This window comes from Streptomyces polygonati (genome assembly GCF_042650325.1).
GTDB classification, from domain to species: domain Bacteria; phylum Actinomycetota; class Actinomycetes; order Streptomycetales; family Streptomycetaceae; genus Actinacidiphila; species Actinacidiphila polygonati.
In genome coordinates this window covers 68,164-87,972 of record NZ_JBHSBB010000014.1, presented here as the reverse complement: position 1 = coordinate 87,972, position 19,809 = coordinate 68,164, and the positions used below count along the sequence as shown (strand labels likewise).

The 19,809-nt window shown below is 72.7% G+C and carries 20 protein-coding genes and 1 pseudogene; 8 read left to right on the top strand and 13 right to left on the bottom strand.

Going from position 1 to position 19,809, the window contains the following annotated elements; genetic code table 11:
* Positions 1–40: 40 nt before the first annotated feature.
* Positions 41–1,036 carry a helix-turn-helix transcriptional regulator gene (locus ACFO3J_RS20945; protein ID WP_386431227.1) on the bottom strand — a complete coding sequence of 332 codons (996 nt, stop codon included), beginning with the start codon at positions 1,034–1,036 and terminating at the stop codon, positions 41–43.
* 96 nt (positions 1,037–1,132) lie between these two features.
* On the opposite strand from ACFO3J_RS20945, the gene ACFO3J_RS20940 reads away from it, so the two are divergent.
* Positions 1,133–1,738: a DinB family protein gene (locus ACFO3J_RS20940; RefSeq protein WP_386431224.1), complete on the top strand. Its 606-nt coding sequence runs from the start codon at positions 1,133–1,135 to the stop codon at positions 1,736–1,738.
* Positions 1,739–1,892: 154 nt separating this feature from the next.
* Here ACFO3J_RS20940 and ACFO3J_RS20935 read toward each other — a convergent pair whose 3' ends face one another.
* From ACFO3J_RS20935 to ACFO3J_RS20925, 3 genes are all read right to left on the bottom strand, one after another.
* Positions 1,893–3,266 carry a condensation domain-containing protein gene (locus ACFO3J_RS20935; RefSeq protein ID WP_386431222.1) on the bottom strand — a complete coding sequence of 458 codons (1,374 nt, stop codon included), beginning with the start codon at positions 3,264–3,266 and terminating at the stop codon, positions 1,893–1,895.
* Positions 3,267–3,630: 364 nt separating this feature from the next.
* Positions 3,631–4,491 carry an ATP-grasp domain-containing protein gene (locus tag ACFO3J_RS20930; protein WP_386431220.1) on the bottom strand — a complete coding sequence of 287 codons (861 nt, stop codon included), beginning with the start codon at positions 4,489–4,491 and terminating at the stop codon, positions 3,631–3,633.
* Positions 4,488–4,856, bottom strand: coding sequence for a hypothetical protein (locus ACFO3J_RS20925; protein WP_386431217.1), 369 nt, complete (start codon positions 4,854–4,856; stop codon positions 4,488–4,490). The genes ACFO3J_RS20930 and ACFO3J_RS20925 overlap by 4 nt, the downstream gene beginning before the upstream one ends.
* 310 nt (positions 4,857–5,166) lie before the next feature.
* Here ACFO3J_RS20925 and ACFO3J_RS20920 point away from each other — a divergent pair, with 310 nt between their 5' ends.
* From ACFO3J_RS20920 to ACFO3J_RS20890, 7 genes and pseudogenes are all read left to right on the top strand, one after another.
* Complete coding sequence (locus ACFO3J_RS20920) at positions 5,167–6,237, top strand: M4 family metallopeptidase (protein ID WP_386431214.1); 1,071 nt, start codon at positions 5,167–5,169, stop codon at positions 6,235–6,237.
* Positions 6,238–6,273: 36 nt separating this feature from the next.
* Positions 6,274–6,633 carry a VOC family protein gene (locus ACFO3J_RS20915; RefSeq protein ID WP_386431211.1) on the top strand — a complete coding sequence of 120 codons (360 nt, stop codon included), beginning with the start codon at positions 6,274–6,276 and terminating at the stop codon, positions 6,631–6,633.
* Between the two features lie 95 nt (positions 6,634–6,728).
* Positions 6,729–7,154, top strand: a complete 426-nt coding sequence (locus ACFO3J_RS20910) for a VOC family protein (protein WP_386431208.1) — start codon at positions 6,729–6,731, stop codon at positions 7,152–7,154.
* A gap of 107 nt (positions 7,155–7,261) precedes the next feature.
* Positions 7,262–7,600, top strand: coding sequence for a hypothetical protein (locus ACFO3J_RS20905; protein ID WP_386433090.1), 339 nt, complete (start codon positions 7,262–7,264; stop codon positions 7,598–7,600).
* Positions 7,489–7,746 (top strand): annotated as a pseudogene (locus ACFO3J_RS20900) (DUF6461 domain-containing protein); the annotation flags it as partial. The gene ACFO3J_RS20905 and the pseudogene ACFO3J_RS20900, both read left to right, overlap by 112 nt.
* A 219-nt stretch (positions 7,747–7,965) precedes the next feature.
* Positions 7,966–10,254: a tetratricopeptide repeat protein gene (locus tag ACFO3J_RS20895; protein ID WP_386432994.1), complete on the top strand. Its 2,289-nt coding sequence runs from the start codon at positions 7,966–7,968 to the stop codon at positions 10,252–10,254.
* A 193-nt stretch (positions 10,255–10,447) separates the two neighbouring features.
* Entirely contained in the window at positions 10,448–11,257 is an 810-nt protein-coding gene (locus ACFO3J_RS20890) for an AAC(3) family N-acetyltransferase (protein ID WP_386431206.1), read from the top strand.
* A gap of 13 nt (positions 11,258–11,270) precedes the next feature.
* Here the strand turns inward: ACFO3J_RS20890 and ACFO3J_RS20885 are convergent, their stop codons facing one another.
* From ACFO3J_RS20885 to ACFO3J_RS20845, 9 genes are all read right to left on the bottom strand, one after another.
* Positions 11,271–12,254, bottom strand: a complete 984-nt coding sequence (locus ACFO3J_RS20885; RefSeq protein ID WP_386431203.1) for a DUF6086 family protein — start codon at positions 12,252–12,254, stop codon at positions 11,271–11,273.
* Between the two features lie 7 nt (positions 12,255–12,261).
* Positions 12,262–13,686, bottom strand: a complete 1,425-nt coding sequence (locus ACFO3J_RS20880) for a hypothetical protein (RefSeq protein ID WP_386431201.1) — start codon at positions 13,684–13,686, stop codon at positions 12,262–12,264.
* Positions 13,683–14,003, bottom strand: a complete 321-nt coding sequence (locus tag ACFO3J_RS20875; protein WP_386431198.1) for a hypothetical protein — start codon at positions 14,001–14,003, stop codon at positions 13,683–13,685. The genes ACFO3J_RS20880 and ACFO3J_RS20875 overlap by 4 nt, the downstream gene beginning before the upstream one ends.
* A 108-nt stretch (positions 14,004–14,111) precedes the next feature.
* Entirely contained in the window at positions 14,112–14,372 is a 261-nt protein-coding gene (locus tag ACFO3J_RS20870) for a hypothetical protein (RefSeq protein ID WP_386431195.1), read from the bottom strand.
* Positions 14,373–14,403: 31 nt separating this feature from the next.
* Positions 14,404–15,195: an ABC transporter permease gene (locus tag ACFO3J_RS20865; RefSeq protein WP_386431192.1), complete on the bottom strand. Its 792-nt coding sequence runs from the start codon at positions 15,193–15,195 to the stop codon at positions 14,404–14,406.
* Positions 15,192–16,193, bottom strand: coding sequence for an ATP-binding cassette domain-containing protein (locus ACFO3J_RS20860; RefSeq protein WP_386431189.1), 1,002 nt, complete (start codon positions 16,191–16,193; stop codon positions 15,192–15,194). The genes ACFO3J_RS20865 and ACFO3J_RS20860 overlap by 4 nt, the downstream gene beginning before the upstream one ends.
* 95 nt (positions 16,194–16,288) lie before the next feature.
* The gene (locus ACFO3J_RS20855; RefSeq protein ID WP_386431186.1) at positions 16,289–17,179 is read right to left on the bottom strand and encodes a DUF4097 family beta strand repeat-containing protein; all 891 of its coding nucleotides are present in this window, start codon (positions 17,177–17,179) and stop codon (positions 16,289–16,291) included.
* A 173-nt stretch (positions 17,180–17,352) separates the two neighbouring features.
* Positions 17,353–17,889 (bottom strand): toxin-antitoxin system HicB family antitoxin, encoded by a 537-nt coding sequence (locus ACFO3J_RS20850; protein WP_386431184.1) that lies wholly within the window; start codon positions 17,887–17,889, stop codon positions 17,353–17,355.
* 318 nt (positions 17,890–18,207) lie between these two features.
* Positions 18,208–19,749, bottom strand: a complete 1,542-nt coding sequence (locus ACFO3J_RS20845; protein ID WP_386431182.1) for an FAD-dependent monooxygenase — start codon at positions 19,747–19,749, stop codon at positions 18,208–18,210.
* Between the last annotated feature and the right edge of the window lie 60 nt (positions 19,750–19,809).

Below are 19,809 nucleotides of genomic sequence, written 5' to 3'. Positions count from 1 at the left end.
GCACGTGTGTGGCCCCCCGGCCCCGACAAGACAGCGCACTTTAGCAGCGTGGACCCTGATCGGCCGGGCCCGGGCCCTGGGCGGCGGCGCGGTTGAAGTGGGCTCCCCAGGCGCGGATCCGGTCGAGGAGTTCGGGGGGTTGGAGGACGCGGAAGTCGGCGCCGAGTCTGCCGAGTGCCATGGTCGGCCAGTCCAGGGAGTCGGTGGTCATGCGCAGGCGGCAGTGCTCGGGGTCGAGTTCCTCGACCGTGCCCCAGCGGCCGATCCGTTCGCGTACCGTCGCGGCCGGGGCGGTGACGAGGACCTCGACGCTGTACGGGCGGGGCAGGTTGCGCAGTCCCGCGCGGACGAATTCGGCGGCGTCGGCGGCGGGGAGGTCGCGGGTCCGGAAGCGGGCGCCGGTTCCGCGGGGCGCGGTGAGGCGGTCGAGCCGGAAGCTGCGCCAGTCGTGCCGGGTGAGGTCGTACGCGACGAGATACCAGCGGCGGTGGAGACGTACCAGCCGGTGCGGTTCGACATGCCGATCGGAGGGGCGGCCGTCGGCCGCGGTGTAGGCGAAGCGGAGTTGCTCGCTGTCCCGGCAGACCAGCGCGACCGCGGTGAGCACCCCCGGGTCGATGCCGGCCGAGGCCGGACCGCCCCAGTCGGCCGGCACGGTCATCGCGCGCAGCGCCTCGACCCGGCGCCGCAATCTGACCGGCATCACCTGCACCACCTTGGCGAGCACACGGACCGAGCACTCGGCGATGCCCTCCACCGAGCCCTCCGCGGCGGCCTGCAACCCCACGGCCAGGGCCACCGCCTCATCGTCGTCGATGACCAGCGGCGGCAGCACCGCGCCCGCGGCGAGCTGGTAGCCGCCGTCGACACCGCGCTGCGCCTCGACCGGGTAGCCCAGCTCCCGCAGCCGGTCGATGTCCCGGCGCAGGGTGCGGACCGAGATCCCCAGCCGCTCGGACAGTTCGGAGCCCGACCAGTACCGGTGGTTCTGGAGCAGGGAGAGCAGCCGCAGCGTTCGGGTACTGGTGTTGGCCATGCCCTTCATCCTTCCGGGATTCAGGTCGGAAAGTGACCGCTGTGACTCCTAGCGTGATCTTCACCGGCGGAACAGGAACAACGGAAGGCGCGGACCATGAGCGACACCACGACCGGCACCACGACCGGCACCACGACCGACTCCAACACCCTTGATGAGGCGAGCGGCCGCGCCCCGGCGGACCGGCCGGCCGTCGGCGGTGAGCGTGCCGACCTGCTGGCGGTGCTGGCCAAGCACCGGCACTTCCTGCGCTTCACCACCCGGGGCCTCACCGACGAGCAGGCCGGGCAGCGGACCACCGCCAGCGAGCTGTGCCTGGGCGGGCTGATCAAGCATGTGGCCTCGGTCGAGCGCGGCTGGGTGGACTTCGTCCTGGACGGCCCGTCGACGATGGGGGACTTCACCGCCATGACCGAGGCCGACCTGGCCCGGCGGGCCGACGACTTCCGGCTGCTGCCCGGTGAGACGCTGGCCGGTGTGCTGGCCGGATACGCCGAGGCCGCCCGCCGTACCGACGAACTGGTCGTCACCCTGCCGGATCTGGGCGCCACCCAGCCGCTGCCCAAGGCCCCGTGGTTCGAGCCCGGCGAGGAGTGGTCGGCCCGCCGGGTGCTGATGCACGTCATCGCCGAGACCGCTCAGCACGCCGGTCACGCCGACATCATCCGCGAGTCCCTGGACGGCGCGAAGAGCATGGGCTGATCCCGGCCGTATCAACTGTCCGCGGTGGGAGGCTCGTCGCGGTACGGCCGGGAGGGGCGTCGGTGTGGACCTTGCGGAACTCCGGGGGGTAGGGGCGACGGGTGCCGGCTGGGGGGCGTGTCACCGGGCGAGGGCCCACCGGCGGGATCGGTCGTCAGACGCAGCCCGTGGCCAGGGCGTCTTCGATGATGGTGGCCTCGATCTCGCGCAGGAACTCCTCCATGACCGGGCGTGGGACACGTGAGGTGTCCGCCGTCATGGTCAGGTCGAGCGCGCCGGGGGTGTCCAGGACGTCCAGGCCGAAGGTGACGTCCTTGCGCGGGGGGAATTCGACGGGCCAGGTCACGGTCGTCTGCTCGCGGGCCCGGGGCAGCGGCAGGTGTTCGGTGCCGGGTGGAGGCGCCGGCCGGAAGAGGTCGGGTTCGCGGGTGTCGTTGTAGAAGCAGGAGTGGTCCGCGAGTTCCGGTACGTCCTTGCGGAGTCGTTCGACGTCCCGGTCCAACAGGCGCTTGTCGTACGACGCGTAGCGGTAGGCGCCCAGCGCGCTCGCGTGGACGCGCCGCAGCAGCGCCGGGAAGTCCCCTTCGGCCACGGCGGCGTGGAACAGTCCGTCCTGCGCCAGCGTGGTGACCGTCTGGGCCATTCCGGGCAGGAAGCGGTTGCCCACCACCAGCTGGAACTGCACTTCCGGCGCGTCGGCGAGCCGGGCGATCCCCCGGGTGACCGCCGCCAGCAGGACGGACGAGCCGCTGACGTTGCGTACCGCGGCGACATGGTCGACGGAGCGCAGCAGCGCGGGGGAATGCAGCACGACGTTGGGGAAGAGCGTGTCCGGGTCGTGCTCGGCGCGTGCGGGGAACAGCCGTCGCGGGCCGTCGCCGAGCCGGGCGCACCAGTGCCGGCGCGCTGCGGCGTCCCGGCGCCGGCCCCGGTCGGACTTCTGGTAGGCGGCCTCGTCGAGCGGCTGCGTCGCCGGGTAGAGCTTCCGCAGCGACTCCGGGCTGGTGCCGGCCAGCAGCATCACCACGTCCCGGGTGAGCCGGCGTAGTCCGCCGCCGTCGACCGCGGTGTGCGACAGGGCCAATTCGAAGTGCCGGACCAGCCCGCCGGCCTCCACCAGCCCGACCCGGATCGGCCAATGGGCCGCGCAGTCGAAGGCGCCGGCCGCCAGGCTCGCCAGCAGCTCCTTGCCGACCCGCTCGGTCTCCGCGGGCGCGCAGCGCCGGATCACCACCGGGATCTGCCCGGTGTCGTCCAGGACCTGGGTCAGTTCCCCGGTCGGCGAGGGCTCCAGCCGGGTACGAAGGGCCTCGTGCCGCCGGGCCGCGGCCGTCAGGGCGTCGAGCACGGCGGAGCGCGGGTACGGCGGGTCGAGTTGGACGCCGACCATCTGGTTGTACCGCCGCCCGTCGTCGCCGAGGGAGGAGATCGAGTCCCAGATCACCTGCTGGCCCCAGGTCGCCGGGCCCCTGCCCGACCGCTCCGCGGAGATCCGGAGGGCCAGCTCTTCCTCTTCCGTCTCGCTCATCGACAACTCCTCCTGTGGAACCGGCGCTTCCGGCCCCCTCGCCGGCCGGGGCGGTGAGCGGCAGTATGCCCGCCACCCACCCGGACGCGCGGCCGAAACGGGCGGCCGGCCCCAAGAACCCGGCGATCTGCCGGTGGCGCACCGACGCCGACCGTATGGGCGCCGGCTCCGCACCCGCCCAACTGCCTGTGTGGGGCAGCCGAGTTGAGACGACCGGCGTCGTACCGGGCCTGTCGGAGGTGGCGAATTCGACTGCGCAGGTCACCGGTGCCCGGCACAGACCCTGTGCGTAGGACGCCTTGCGCCGGGTCCGCCAGCGGCAGGCACTCCCCGTCGACGGTGATGAGACGTGACCGCTCCTCGCTCAGCGCTGTCCCGGCGTGCCGTGCCGGTCGCGCGGACCGCCGGGAGCCGGTGCGCGGCGGAGGAACGGGCGGTCCTGGTGCGAGAACCGCTGACGAGGCCCGGTGGCGCCGATCACGACATCCAGGACCCGGTCCGGGTCGGCGGCGTAACCGTTTGCGAACCAGGGCATGGTGGCCTCCACCGCCGCCCAGCCCTCCCGGCCGGTGTCGGGGTCCTGGAGGAGGCCGATGTCGACCAAGACCGCGCTGGGCAGATCCTGGCCGCAGGCGGCCAGCAGCCGTTCGGTGAAGGCACGGACATCGCGCTCGTGGACATCCTGGTGGAGGGGCGCGGTGTCCAGCCGCCCGTGGACGGCGTACCGGCTGGCGGTGGCGATCCGCCGGTCGAGCAGGAACAGCCGGTACTCGACCGCGAAGGTGACCACCTCGGAGACCAGCACAGGAGTGTCCGGGCCGATGTCGGCGCCGCCACGGGGCAGTCGGGATCCGTCGGCGTACACCGCGGCGGGGAAGGACTTGTCGCTGGGCGGCTTGACGAAGACCGGCGTACGCGCCGCCCACGCCTCCGACAGGGAGGTCAACTCGATCCGCCGCCCGCTGAATTCCTCGGGCAGCCGCACCAACCAGTCGTCCGGCGGCTCCAGCAGCCCCAGATCGAACCGTCCGGCGATCCGGTCGGCGGCGAGCGGCCCGCCGTACCAGTGCGCCGGGCGGCCCGCGGCCGGTTCCTCGACCGGCCCGGAATCGCTCGGGACGTGTACGTCCATGCCCCGCCGCGCCGCGGCGTCGGCGAGAAGGGCGGTGGTGGTGGTCCGCTGCCGCGAGGTGAGCAGCACCGCGGCGCCCGCGTCGCCGGTCACGGCGCGGCCCGGAATTCACGCACGACCTCGATCCGTCCGACGATGTGCTGGTTGAACTCCGCCAACTCCTCGGCCGGCACCCACAGTTCGAGGATCGTCCGGCCCCCGGCCTGCCGGACCGGATAGCGCGCCAGGAACGCCGATTCGACATCGAAACGGGTCACGTAACCGACCCCGGAGGCGGGCACATTCCAGTCACGAGCGATCCGCACCGCGTAGTCCTCGTTGAGCACCGGGTAGAAGATCGGCTGGTCCGCCAGCCGAGGTGGCCAGGCGGTCCAGCCCGACGCCTCGACGAGGGCGAGTTCCTCCGGCCCGGTGGGTCGCCACAAGGTCGTCGCTGTCCCGGGTGCCTGCGCCGTCATCGCCGCCCCTCCTCGTATCCGCTGCGGTGGCGGCTCACCGTACCGATCAGGGGGCGCGCGCCCCAGCGAATTCTCAACCGGGTCGCCCGTGCGGCACCGTTGGCGCCGGGACACCCGCGCGGCGGCGGAAGCCCGCGCCGATGCGGCAGTGACGCGGGGCCGTACGGATCCGGCCGAGGACGCGAGCCGACACGCCAAAATTTGGCAGGACCCTGCCAAGTCCGCAGCTGCGGCCCCATGCTGCACCCGGCGCACCTACCGCGCCGCCACACACGGGGGCACCACCGTGCCCGCAGCGGAGGGCAGTCGTATGAAGAGGAAGAGACGCGCGAGGATGCTGCTGACGGCCGGCGCCGCGCTCGCCGCGACCGTCTGCGCGGTCACCACGGGCACCGCGGACGCCGACGCGCCCGCGCTCGGCTCGGGGACCGGCGTGTACGACGGGACGGTGCCGCTGACGACGCTGAAGACCACCGCCGCGTACCTGCTCAAGGACCCGACGCGGGGCAACACCCTGACCACGGACGGCAAGACCGGCGCGGTCCTCACCGACCCCGACAACGTATGGGGCAACGGACTGCCCACGAACCGCCAATCGGCCGGTGTGGACGCCCAGTTCGCGGCGGTCTCGGCGTGGGACTACTTCAAGTCCGCCTTCGGCCGGGTCGGCGTCAGGAACGACGGCCAGGGCATCCGCAGCGTCGTCCACTACGGCACGAACTACGGCAACGTCTTCTGGGACGACTCCTGCTTCTGCGTGAGTTACGGCGACGGCGCCGGCAACACCCGCCCGATCACCGAACTCGACATCGCCGCACGCGAGATCACCCACGGCGTGACCTCGGCCGCCGTCGGCCTCTCCTCCACCGGCGAAGCGGGCGCCCTCAACGAGGCGACCTCGGACATCTTCGCGACGATGGTGGAGTTCGCGGCGAACATCCCGGCCGACGTCCCCGACTACCTCATCGGCGAGAAGGCCGATTTGAACGGCGACGGCACCCCGCTGCGCTTCATGGACCGCCCCTCCCGCGACGGCGCCTCCGCCGACTACTACTCCTCCGCGATCCCCTTCATGGACCCCTACCTCGCCTCGGGTGTCGCCGACCACTTCTACTTCCTCCTCGCCGAGGGCAGCGGCCCCCGCACGATCAACGGCATCGCCTACAACAGCCCCACCGCCAAGGGCAACACCCTGACCGGCATCGGCCGCACCGCCGCGGCCGCCATCTGGTACCGCGCCCTGACCGACTACTTCACCCCCTCGGCCACCTACCACACCGCCCGCGCCTCCACGCTGAGCGCCGCCGCCGACCTCTACGGGCCGCTGAGCCCCGAATACGCGGCGACCGCCGCCGCCTGGTCCGCGGTCAACGTCAGCTGACCGCCGTGCACCGGCCGACGCCACTACGCTCCCCGCATGGCTCTTGAATGGGAACAGGTAGTGATCGACGCGGCCGACCCGGCCGGGCTGGCGCGGTGGTGGGCCGATCAGCTCGGCTGGGTCTTCGTCAACGAGGACGAAGCCGGGGACGAATACGAGATCCGGCCGTCGCCGGACCGCCTGCCGGGACTGCTGTTCGTCCCCGTGCCGGACAGCAGGACCGTGAAGAACCGCCTCCACCTCGACTTCCGCCCCGACGACCAGGAAGCCGAGGTCGAGCGGTTCCTGTCCGCCGGCGCCCGGCGCGTCGACGTGGGCCAGGGCACGCCCACCTGGGTCGTACTGGCGGACCCCGAGGGAAACGAGTTCTGCGTCCTGCGGTCGCGCGAACCCTAGGGCCGGTCGTTCGGACCTCGGGCACCCCGGCTGCGCACGCGGCGCGCACCCGCTGCCTCCGCCGCCGCGGGCCCGGCTCGGGCCATAGTGGGGAGATGAGCGCAGACGACACGCATCCGCTGGCCCGGGCACGCGTGGCGACCAGGCTTCCCGCCCAGGATCTGGACCGGGCACGCCGTTTCTACTCCGAGCGACTCGGTCTGGAGCCCGTCGACGAACGGCCCGGAGGGCTGCTGTACCGGTGCGGGGGCGCGGACTTCGTCCTGTTCCGGTCGACGGGCGCCTCGCCCGGCACCTTCACGCAGATGGCCCTGGAGGTCGACGACATCGAGGCGGTCGTGTCGGAACTCCAGCGGCGTGGCGTGGTGTTCGAGGAGGTCGACGCGCCCGGGTTCCGGACGAGCGGCGGGATCGCCGAGATCGAGGGGAACTACCCGAGCAAGGGCGCGCGCGGCGAACGCGGCGCCTGGTTCCGGGACAGCGAGGGGAACATGCTGGGCATCGGCGAGCCGGTCGTCTGAGGAGGGTGCCGTTCGGCGCCCGTTCGGCCCCCGGCCGGCGGGAGGCGCGCGGATGCGGAGCCGAAAGGCGGGCACATGTCCTCCCGACGAGACCTGAGGAGACACCCGTGCCCGAACCCGAGACCGCGATGCCCGTGTCCCCCGCCCGACCGGCGCCGACGGACGCGCCCTACTGGGCCGAGGCCGCCCGCGCGGACGGCCAGTGGCACCTGACGGTACGGAGCCTGGACGACCACCCCGACCGCGGCGAGGTCGATGCCCTCGTGGTCACCGTGACGGGGGCCGGGCCGGGCGACGGCCTTCCCGCGGCGGAACTCGACCACATGCTGCGGGACTGCGGCTTCGCCCGGGACGGCGACTGGGAGAAGCGCGAGGACCACTGGACCGCGCCCTGCCGGCAGCCGAACACCTGGGGCGCCCCGCCGGCCCCGCCCGGTCCCGTGTAAAGCTGTTCGGGCCGGCGGCAGCCGAGCCGCTCGGTGCGTGCCAGGGATTCGACGTCGGCCTCGATCCCGGGCCCGCCGACGCTCCCCCCTCCGCGGACCGCAAGGCGGCGGTCTTCGCCCTGGCCGAGCGCCTCACCGGCGTACGCGTCACCGAGGATCAGGCATCTTCCGGGCGTTCGTTTACGTACCGGCGCGCGCTTGAGAGCATGGCCTGCCGACCGTTCGAGCAAGTGCCGTCGCCGAACGCCGAACCGAGCAGGGAACGCCGAGCAGGGAACGCCGAACGCCGCCGTACGGAGCCGGGAGACGCCGTTGCACGGATCCGAGTCCTCAGCCGTCAGCGGGTCGCTTCGAGGTGCCCGCTGATGGATGTGGCGGCCGCGCTGGAATCGCTGGCGGGGGTCGTCACGGCGGGGGTCGCCGCGTGGGGGCTGCGCGTTCAGGCCAGGGAGACGCTCGCACGCCGTCGGGGAGCGTCGGCCGGCGGTTCGGGGATGTCGGTGGCGCCGCCGATCGGCGCGGTGCCGGCGGTGGTGCGGGGCCGGGGAAAGGAGATGGGCCAGCTGGAGCGATGGCTCCGCAGGCCGCCGGGAGCCGTGGTCGTACTTGTCGGCATGGGGGGCGCGGGGAAGTCGACCGTAGCGGCGGCGCTGGCCCGGCACGCCGCGCAGACGCGGCGGATCGGACGCCGGCGCGCGCGGGTGTGGTGGATCTGGGCCGCCGACCCGCTGAGCCTGGCCGCGGGGCTGGTCACCGTGGCGAGACAATTGGGCGCCGAACCCATGGACCTCGAAGCGATCACCACCGGGGCTGCCGACGGCCCGGACCGTTTCTGGGAGCTTCTGGACAAGGCGCCTTCGGGCTGGCTGCTGATCTTCGACAACGCCGACTCCCCCGAGGTCCTGGCCGGCTCGCGCCCGGACGCCGGAAGGAGCACGCGTCCTGCGGCGGGACCGGTGGCAGCTCCGGTGAGCGCCGGGGCCGGGTGGGTGCGGCAGTCGCGTCGCGGACTGACCGTCGTGACCAGTCGTGACACCGACCAGGAGACATGGGGATGGCACGCTCGGGTGCTGCCGCTCGGGCCTCTCGGGGAAGCGGACGCCGCCCGGGTCCTGCTGGATCTCGCGCCCGGGGCGGGGAGCGAGGCCGAGGCGCGCGCGCTCGCCCGGCGGCTGGGCGGACAGCCGCTGGCGCTCCACCTGGCCGGAAAGTACTTGAGGTCTCCCGTCGCCCGCTGGCCGACCTTCGCCGCCTACCGTGAGGCGCTCGACAGTGACGGGGGACTGCGCCTGCTCGACGCCCCGGGGGCGCCCGACAGGTCGGTGCTGACGCGGACCTGGGAGCTCTCCCTGGACGCCCTGGCCCGGGAGGGCGTTCCACAGGCACGCGCGTTGCTGCGCCTCCTGTCGTGCTACGCCGCCGACGCCTCGATCCCGCTGGACCTGCTCGACGGCCGCCGCCTCTCCCGGCTCCTCCCGGCGGAGCCGTCGGGCGGTGCCACCGGCCAGCCGGACCTTCTGCTCGAACTGGGGCTGCGCGGACTGGAGAGATTCGCCCTGGTCGATAGCCGGTCGTCCGGCGGGGAGCGGGCCGTCGCACTCCACCCGCTCGTGGTGGAGACGAACCGGATGCACCTGCGGGCGGTCGCGGCGCCGTCCACCGAACCCGCCGCCTCCCTCGTACGGCAGGTCGCCGCCGGACTCGTGATCGACGCGCTGTCCGGTCTGCGCCTCGAAACACCCGCGCACTGGCCGCGCTACCGGATGTTCGGCGTCCACCTGCACGCCCTGCTCGACTCCGTGGCCGACCATCTCGACGAGGACTGCCTGAGCGCCCTGCTGCGATCGACGTGGATGACGGGGCGGGCCCTGGACGAGAGCGGAGCGCACGAGGTCAGCGAGCGGCTGAACCGTGCCGCGCTGGCCCACGTGCCCGGCCCCGACCACGAGATCGGCCTCTGTCTGCGCCATCAGCTCGCCTGGGAACTGGCCACGCGCGGCGAGTTCACCGGCGCCGAGGTGACCTTCGCCGAAGTGGCCGAGCGACGCGGGCGATTACTGGGGGCCGACCATCCGGAGACGCTGAACAGCCGCCATGAACTCGCCTGGGTGGCCGGCTGCCAGCAGCGGTGGACGGAAGCGGAGGCCGACTACGACCTCGTGCTGGAAGACCGGCGGCGCGTCCTGGGCGAGCAGCATCCCGACACGGTCCTCACCAGGTTCGAACGTGCCTGGGCCATCGCCAACCAGGGCCGCTACGAGGAGGCGGAGGCCGAGTTGCGGCAAGTCCTCTCGGATCGCGTCCGGTTGCTCGGGGAGACGCACGACCGGACGGTGGGCACCCGCCACGAACTCGCCTGGATCGCCGCCAAGCAGGGACGCCTCGTCGAGGCTGAGCGGCTCTACGAGCAGGTGCTGGCCGACCGCCTTCGGGCGCTCGGCGACGAGCATGTGTCCACGCTGACCGTCCAGCACGAGCTGGCCTGGGTGCTGTCCCTCCAGGGCCGTCGGAAGGAGGCCGCCACCCGCTACGCCCGGGTCCTGGACGCCCGCCGCCGGCGCCTCGGTGAGGATCACCCCGGCACCAGGGCGACGGCCCTCGCTCTTGAGCAGCTGGGCCACGGCCGTACGGTCGACGCCCGTCATCTCGTCTGAACAGCGGTGCGCTCCCGTGTCCGGTCATCGGCGCGGCGCCCATGGGGCCGGTCTTCCGCCCCGAGCTGTCCGGATTCCGCCACCACCGGAACCGGCCCCCGTGGCATCCTGTTGTTCAGGCTGTGAGGGTCCTCGTCCCAGAACCGAAGGGCGTCGCGCTGTGTCGATATCCGCCGGGCAACTCTCGGGCGCGATGGACGATCTCGGCCTGGCCGCCCGGCCCGTCATGGTCCACTCGTCGCTCCGGTCCTTCGGGGAGCCGGTCGAAGGCGGCGCGGACGCGCTGCTCGACCTGTTCCTGGCGCGCGGCTGTACGGTCCTGGTGCCGACCTTCAGCGAGTCGCAGTTCGGCGCGGTGCCCCCGGCCACGATGCGCCCGGCCCGAAACGCCATCGACTACGCGGAACTGCCCGCGGACGCGCCGGCCGTCCAGGAAGTCCCCGAATTCACCGTCGACTCCACCGTCGTCAACGCCGGCATGGGCGTCCTCCCGGCGCGACTCCTCGCCCGTCCGGACGCCGAGCGCGGCGCCCACCCGCTGAACTCCTTCGCGGCGCTCGGGCCGCAGGCGCCTGACCTCATCGCGGCACAAAGCCCGGCCGACGTCTACGGCCCCGTCCGCCTGCTGGCCGAACGCGACGGTGCCGCCCTCCTGCTGGGGGTGGGACTCAACCGGATGACCGCGCTGCACTACGCCGAACAGCGGTCCGGCCGCCGCCTCCTCGTCCGCTGGGCGCGCGACTCCGGCGGCCGCGTCTTCATGGTGGAGACGGGATCCTGCTCCGAGGGCTTTCCTCACCTGGAGCCGTTTCTCCGCCCGTACGTCCGCACCACGCGGGTGGGGGAATCCTCTTGGGCCGCCTACCCGTTGACGGAGGCCCTCGCCGCCGCGAGCGAGGCCATGTCCGCCGACCAGGCCGTCACCCGCTGCCCCGACCGGACCTGCCTCCGCTGCCGCGACTCCATAGCCGGCGGCCCGATCGGCCCCGCGCCGCTCGGCTGACCTGTCGTCGCGGTCAGCGGGGCATCTGGAGGGCGTGCTGGTCGCGGAGGGCGGTCCAGGCGGCGCGCTGTTCGGCGGGGTCGGTCGGCGGGACGTCGTGGCCGGCGCGGTGGAGGAGTTCCAGGGCGGTTGCCAGGAAACCGACGGTCAGCGACCGCTCGATGCCCTCGTCGGTAAGCCCGTACCGGTCCAGTGCCGCCCCGCAGAAGTCGCGCAGGCCTGCCACGTCGATCCCCGCGCCGGTGCCGGAGGGGACGCCGATGCCGGAGGGGACGCCGAGCAATCGCGAGACCAGGGCGGCGTGGCCGGTGAAGAGGCGGGCGACGGCGGAATCCACCGTCCACAGTACCGGGCCGGATTCCGCGCTCTCTCCGGCGACGGCCCGGAATTCCACCGTATTCTCGGCGCTACCGGTCCTATTGGTGGCCTGCGGAATACGGGCGCCTTTCCGGATCTGTTCGGCGGAAGCCGCTGGCAGTGTTCCGGCGGCGAGCACCGCACGGACCCGGTCGAAGATGAGCGTGTCCTCCATGACCACGGACCGCGCCGTGATGTCGTCGACGAGCAGGCGCAGCACCTTCAGCCACTGACCGCGGAAATACGCCGCCGGCACCACCAGTCGGCCGCGCTCGTTGAGCAGGTCCGCGGGCCCCCAGTCGACGCTGTCCCAACGGGAGTCGATGACCAGGTCGCCGCCGTCGCGGTCGATCCGCCACTCCGCCTGGAAGCCGGACGGTCCCCAGCGGACGTATCCCGGTTTTCCTGTGCCTTCCGTGCCCTCCCCGCCCTCCGCCAACATCGCCAGCATCGCGGCGATGTCGTCCACCATGACCTGCACGTCCTCGCAGTACACCAGCGACACGGGCACGCCGTTCCAGGACAGGATCATGCGGTCGGTGTCGGCGGGGTACATCTCCGCGACCGCCTCCGGCATGTTGTCCACGACGCCGGGGACGTCGCGGGCCTCCGGCGAACCCGTCTGAATCCAGAAATCCATGACCAGCCTATTTGGTATAAGGGTACGCGTGGACCGTACCATCAGGGCGGACCTTGACGTACAGCGCGTTCGGTTTTCTCGTGGTTCCGTCCGGCAGGTATTCGACGCAGTCGTTGTCCGGCGGCAGATCGAAGAACCCCTGCTTTTCAGGGCCGAGTTGCGCGGCCTTCCGCACCGCGTAATCCACGTCGGCCGGGCTCCCGAATTTACCCTGCGGATTACCCGTCTGCTTCGCCCGCTGCGGCCCCTCGTTCCAGTCGATGCCGTGCTTGCCGCCCTTCAGGGCATTCCCCTCGGGCTTGTACTTCTGCCCGTTCTCGGTGACGCCGCTGCGGACCTCGGCGACTTGCTTGGTGCGATTCAGCCCGGAGAGTTCCGACTTGCGCTGCGTGTGACGGGCCTGGTCCTCCTCGGAGATCGGCTCCGGCTCGCCCTTCGACGTTTCCGTGCCGGACCAGTCGCCGCCCGCACCGCCACCGGTGCCCTCGGACGTCAGGTCGACGCGGTCAGGACCGCTCGCGTCCATGGCCAGCCGGCCGCCGCCGGCCGCGATGAGGCCGACCCCGCCGGCGATCGCGGCCGCCGACACCACACCGGCCGGAACACCGAGAAGGGCGCCGACGCCGATGATGTCGAGGGCCGCGCCGCCGATCTCGCCGCCGGCGCCCAGGGTGGCCAGCCCGATACCGGTCAGCACCTCGCCCACCGCGCCGGCGTCGTGCGCCATCGCGTTGCCGAGCGACGCGAGGTCGGACAGCGCGGTCTCGCCCACGTTCTCCAGGACGTGCCCGGTGTCCGAGAGGATCGTCCCCGCGGTGTCCTTGACCTTGTCCCAGGTGCTGTCGTGCATCCCGTCGTGCGTGATCGCCCGGTGGATGCGCGAGGCGGCGGCCTCCGCCGCCTGGTCCCGCAGGTGCTTGGCGGATGCCAGCAGCCGCTTGGCCGCGCCCAGCGCTTCCCGCGCCGCCCGCTGCTTGCTGCGCGCGGACGTCGCGTCCGGGTCGTCCTTCGGTGTGCCCGCGGGCAGCGACCGAAGGTGCCGCCCGGCCGCGCTGCTGTCGGCGTCCGCCGCTTGCGCGTCCCGCAACGCCTTCAGCGACAGGGCCTGCGCGTGCGCCAGCGCGCTCGCCCAGTCGGCGTCGCTGCCCTCGTGCACGGCGACGCCCATCGCCGCGGCGGCCTCGTCATAACGGTGGAACGCCTTGCGCAGGTCGTCCACCGTGTCACGCGCCGCGTCCCGGAAGCGCCCCGCGGCGTCCGACGTCCACGACTCCACCGACGCCAACGCCTGTACCTCACCGGTCTCGCGCCGGATGTCGTCCGCGGTGTCGCGCAACGTCAGTCCGAGCAGCGCCACCGACTCCGGATCGCCCGGTACCGGGTCACCGCTCTCGCCGAGCACCGCCCATTCGTGCGCCGGCGGCCGGCTCACCCGAAGCCGCCCCCGTGTGCGGCGTCCGCGTCCTGCTTCCGCAACGCCGCGGCCAACTGGGCGTCCACGCCCTCATAGGACGTGGCGGCGTCCTCGGTGATCACCCCGAGCGTGCGGATACGCTCCGCCAGACGTTCCCGGTGGATCCGCCAGTTGTCCGCGAAGTCCCCGAACGCCGACATGATCCGCGCGTCGCCCAACTCGGCCGCGGAGTAGCCTTCGGTCGGATTCGGCCGACCGGTGAACTCGTCGTAGATGCGCTGCAACGACCGCGAGCACTCCCTCAACCGTCCGGTATCAGCCTTGAGATCACTCACGCCGACCCCCTACCGCCTTACGACGCACCGCGTCGGCCGCGGCGAGCCCGCGCGGTCGGACGACGCCGAGGATATCAACAGTGCTCCGTGACCCGGCGGGACCAGGTGTCAGGGCATGGCGGCCCAGGAGACGGTGAAGCTCCCGGCGGCGCTGATCGGTGAGACGAGGGTGCCCGCCGCCTGCTGGACCTGCGGGTCCGCCAGGGCGAGGCTCCTGCCGTTGGCGGTGGCCGAGGTGAAGGCGGCGATGACGGAAGAGCGGGCGATCGGGTGCGGCGGGCCCGCCGAGGGGACCTCGGCCAGCACTTCGGCGGAGGACAGTCCTGCTCCGGCGAGCGTCTTCTTCGCCGAGGCGGTCCAGATCGACAAGCTCGACCGGGTGGGGTGACCCGAGCGGCGCTCAGCGCGGGTCGCGGCCGAACAACGCCGTCGACCAGCGGTAGCCGAGCGCGGTCAGGCCGACGCACCAGAGGATCGCGAGCCACCAGTTGTCGCCGATCGCGGTGCCGAGCAGCAGGCCGCGCAGGGTCTCGATGGCCGGGGTGAACGGCTGGTACTCGGCGATCGGCTGGAACCAGCCGGGCATGGACCCCACCGGGACGAAGGCACTGGAGATGAGCGGGAGGACGATCAGCGGCATCGCGTTGTTACTGGCGGCCTCGGCATTCGGGCTGGCCATGCCCATGCCGACCGCGATCCAGGTGAGCGCCAGGGCGACCAGTGCGAGCAGCCCGAAGGCCGCCAGCCACTCCAGGGCCGTGGCGCCGGCGGACCGGAAGCCGATGGCCACGGCGACGGCACCGACGAGGACGACACTGGCGAGCGACTGCACCACGCTGCCGACGACGTGTCCGACGATCACCGAGTCGCGGTGGATCGCCATCGTGCGGAAGCGCGCGATGACCCCCTCCGTCATGTCGGTGGAGACGGACACCGCGGCCCCGACGACGGTCCCGCCGATGGTCATCATCAGGATGCCGGGGACGATATAGGCGATGTACGCGGAACGGTCCGCGCCGCCGCCGCCGATGCCCGCGCTCATCACGTCGCCGAAGACGTAGACGAAGAGCAGCAGCAGGACGACCGGTGTGAGCAGCAGGTTCAGGGTGAGGGACGGGTAGCGCCGCGCGTGCAGGAGGTTGCGGCGCAGCATGGTGTTCGAGTCGCGTACGGCGAGGGCGAGCGCGCTCATCTGGCTGTCTCCTTGGGCTGGTCGGGGATGCCGGCACCGCCGGTCGGGGCGAAGAACACGTCGTCGAGGTCGGGGGTGTGCACGGTCAGCTCGTCCGCCTCGACGCCGGCCGACTCCAGCCGGCCGAGGAGGGAGCGCAGCTCGCGCTGGCTGCCGTCGCTGGGGATCCGCAGCGACAGGGTCTCGTCGTCCAGGGCGACCTCGCGCAGGGCGCCGGCGGCGGACCGGTACGCGACCGGATCGTCGAAGCGCAGCCGCACATGGCCGCCGGGGATGAGCCGCTTCAGCTCGGCGGCGGTGCCCTGGGCGGCGATCCTGCCGTCGCTCAGGACCGCTATACGGTCGGCGAGTTCGTCGGCCTCCTCCAGATACTGGGTGGTGAGGAAGACGGTGACGCCGCCGGCGACCAGCGCGCGGACGATCCCCCACATGGTGTGGCGGCTGCGCGGGTCGAGGCCGGTGGTCGGCTCGTCGAGGAAGATGATCCGCGGGTCGCCGACCAGGGTCATGGCGAGGTCGAGGCGGCGCTTCATGCCGCCGGAGTAGGTGGCGGCGGGCTTCTTCGCGGCGTCCGCCAGGTCGAAGCGCTCCAGCAGCTCGGCGGCGGTGCGGCGGCCCTCGCGGCGGCCGAGGTGGTGCAGGTCGGCCATGAGGAGCATGTTCTCCTCGCCGGTGATCAGGCCGTCGACGGCGGAGAACTGCCCGGTGACGCCGATCGCGGCCCGCACCGCCTGCGGGTCGGCGGCCAGGTCGTGGCCGCCGACCCGGATCGGGCCCGAGCCGGGGTCGGCGGTGATCAGGGTGGAGAGGATCTTGACGGCGGTGGTCTTGCCGGCGCCGTTGGGGCCGAGCAGGGCGAAGACGGTGCCTTCGGCGATGTCCAGGTCGATGCCGTCGAGTACGGCCTTGTCGCCGTAGGACTTGCGCAGTCCGGTGGCGGTGATCGCCGGCGCCGTGGCGCTCACGGCGATCGGCGCGGATACCTGGCTGGCAGTCATGCCGCTTTCCTTCCGGGGGGTCGGGGGGTCGGGGGGTCGGGGGGCCGGGGGGTGGGGGGTGGTGCGGGAGTCGGGGCACGCGGGGTCAGGCGGGGTCAGGCGCGGCGGATGACGATGTCGCCGGCCGAGGTCCGGGCGTGCACCTCGACGGTCTCCTCGGAGTCCCCGGGGCCGGCGGCGGAGCCCAGCGAGTTGCGTACCGTGCCGTACTTGGGGTTCAGGTCGAGCCAGGCGGCGGTGCCCTCGTGGATGCCCACTTCCAGGTCGCCGACGGAGGTGCGCAGGTCGACACGGCCGCGGGTGACGTCGCCGACGCGGATGCCGCCGTTGGAGGACACCGCGTCGACCCCGGCGTGGGCGACGCCGACCTCGACCCGGCCGTTGGCGCACTTGGCGCCGACACTGCCGTGCGCGACGCCGACGGAGACGTCGCCGTTGGCCGCGTTGGCCTTCAGATCGCCGAGGACCTCGCCGACCTTGGTCCCGCCGTTGCCGTTCTTGACGGTCGCGCTGCCGGCGACGGTGCCGATCTCGATCCGCCCCGAGCCGACGACCTCGATGTCCCCGGCCGAGCGGGCCAGCCGGATGTCGCCGTGATCGGTCCTGAGGCTGGCGCCGGCCACCTCGTCCACCTGGAGGTCGCCGAGCGAGGACTTGAGTGTGACATCCCCGAGGCGGCCCTCGCAGGAGAAGCTGCCCATGGCCGAGCTGCCCCGGACATCGGACCCGGCGGGCAGTTCGACGCTGACCACGATGGAGCCCGGCCGGCCGAACAGCGACCGCTTCTTGGGCGTCCTGATGGTGAGGCGGCCGCCCGAGCAGGTGACCTCGGTCTGCTGCACGGCGCGTACGTCGTTGTCGTCCGATCCGTTGCTCGGCAGCACCTCCACCACCGTGTCGGTGCGCTTGCCCGCGCTGATACGGGCGGTGCCGGAGTCCAACTCAAGGATGGCGGAGATCGGTTCGGGGGTCTCGAAAGAAGGCATGACTGTTCCGTCCTCTTGGCTTGGTGGGTGATCCCGCTGGTGAGGCGGGTGTCGAGTGATGCGGCGGCGGGATCGGCGATCCCGCCGGTGAAGGTGGGGCGGGGCGGGCCCGCCGCCTAGGGACGCCGCGGGACCCGCCCTACGGGCGGACGGCGCTATTTGTCAGACACGGCCTAGCGGACCCAGCCGGTGAAGCCCCGGCCGCCCGAGTCCTTGGCGCGGCCCGGAGGGTTCGCGCGCTCCCCGCCGTCGAGGGCGGTGGACACGGCCCGCACCAGCCAGGCGTTGACCGACAGGCCTTCCTCCGCCGCGGTGCTCTCGGCGCGGGCCTTGAGGTGGGCCGGGAGGCGGAAGTTGATCCGCGCCATGGCGCCGTCGTCGTCCGCGAAAGGCGGCGGCGGGGTGGCGGACGCGGGGGCGGGGGCCGCCTCCCAGGCCTCCCGCGGCTCCCGGAACGGCTCGGGGGCGGGCGGCGGAGTCACCACGAACTCCGGTTCCAGCCCGCGCAGTCGTACGTCGACCGAGCCCGGCGCCAGCTCCCGGGTGACCTCGCTCATGGCGGCGGACAGCGCGTTGAGCAGGGTCAGGCGGGCGGCGGACTCCAGCGGGGCGGTGAGTCGTTCGGCGAGGGCGCGGGCGTCGTCGCCGCCGGCGTCCGCGGCGACGGCCAGCTCTTGCCGGAGGTTGTCGACGTAGGGCGTGAGGTCCATGGCGCCATGATGGCACATCCATGGCGCCATGGCGAGCCAGATTGGCTCCTGTTTGGCGTCTGCCCGGCTGAGCTGGGGTTATCCCGTGAATGGGGGTGCTGTGGCGCCGTGGTCGAGAGGCTGGGCGCCTATGGTGGCGTTGTGGTGGTGCCATGGTGGCACCACCCGGGCGCGGGCTTGGCGCCACGTACGCGACGGCCTGGCGCCACGGCCGGGCGCGCGCCGCATACGGCTCTGCCGCGCCCGTACGGCTGGGGGAGGCAGTCCGAGCCGGACCGGGCCCACTGAGCCCGCCCGGGCGAACGCGGACGAGCGGCCTCAGGACGAGAGCAGATCCCCGTAGGCGTCCAGGGGCCCCTCGTCCTCGAAGGTCGCCACCGCGCCCACATATCCGTCCGGGCGGAGCATGACCCGCCCGCCGCGCGGCAGCCCGCAGCGGGCGGCTGTCGCCCCGCCCGGGTCTGCGACCACCGCGTCGTAGCCGTTCACGGGCGCGCCGGCCGCGCTGACGAGGATCTGCCGCACGCCGAATCCGTAACGGGAGGCGTGGGGAGCGGGCACCGCGCCGTCGGGCGCCAGGGTGAGCAGGACATGCCCGTGCTCGGGCGCGAGCACGGCGCGCAGCGCGGGGTCGGCGACGGGCAGGTGATCGCCCCCGCTGATCGGCGAGCGACCGGCCGCCCCGACGACGACGGGGCTGCCCCGATAGGACAAGACGGTCTCCTCGACCTTGTCGGCCATCGCCAGGCGGACCGGCGCGAGCGCGGTCACCGCGTGCATCACCCGGTTGCGCAGCCTCTGCGCGACAGGGTTGGAGAGCGTGCCGACGTTCGTCAGAGCGGTGGTGAACTCGATGACCTTGGCCCCGACGGGGTGGCGCTCGGCGTGGTAGCTGTCCAGCAGGGCCGCGTTCGCCTGCCCCGCCTCGGCGAGCGCCAGCTTCCAGCCGAGGTTGAAGGCGTCCTGCATGCCGGTGTTCATGCCCTGACCGCCGGCCGGACTGTGCACGTGCGCGGCGTCACCGGCGAGGAAGACGCGCCCGATGCGGTACCGCGGCACCTGGGCGTGGTGGATGTCGAAGGTCGTCAGCCACCGTGAGTGCTGGATCGCTATTCGGCTGTCGCTGCGCTCGTCGGCCACCCGCTGCAGCCACTCCTGGGTGGCCGGCCCGTCCGCCGTGGTCGGGATCTGCGCGATGAGCCGCATCCTGCCGTCCTTCATCGGGAAGACCAGCAGCGGACCGTCGTGCGCCGAGAAGAAGGTGTACATGGTGTGCGGGTCGAAACCGTGCTCGGCGTCGACATCGCCCATCAGGAACCGCTCACCCTTGAACGACCCGGCCAGCGCGCTGCCGACCAGGCGCCGTACGTCGCTGTGCCCACCGTCCGCGCCCACCAACCACGCGCCCGCGACCACTTCTTCGCGCCCGTCGGCGTGGCGCACGGTCACCCGCACCCCGCCGCCGTCCTGCTCCAGCGCGGTCACCGTACGTTCCCGCTCCACGGCGACGCCGTGCCCGGCCAGGGCCTCGGTGAGGATGCGTTCCGTCTCCGTCTGGGCGATGGTCACGGAGTACGGGTACGGGCTGTCCACCAGGCCCAGTTCGATCCGAGCGACCGTCTCCCCGTCGGCGCGCAGCTCCATGGCGTCCGTACGGACACCCGACGCGAGGACCTCCCCGACGACTCCGCCGCGCTCCATCAGCTCCAGGCTGCGCGCGTGCACCAGCACGGCCCGCGACTGACCGGTGGGCGCGGCCAAACGATCGAAGATCCGCACCGGCACCCCGCGACGGGCCAACTCCCCCGCGACCGTCAGCCCGACCGGACCCGCGCCTGCGACGATGATCGGATCACTCACCAGGGGCCCCCGCGCTCACACTCGGCGCCGACCAGCGCCCGGTCTCGACAGCCGACCGCG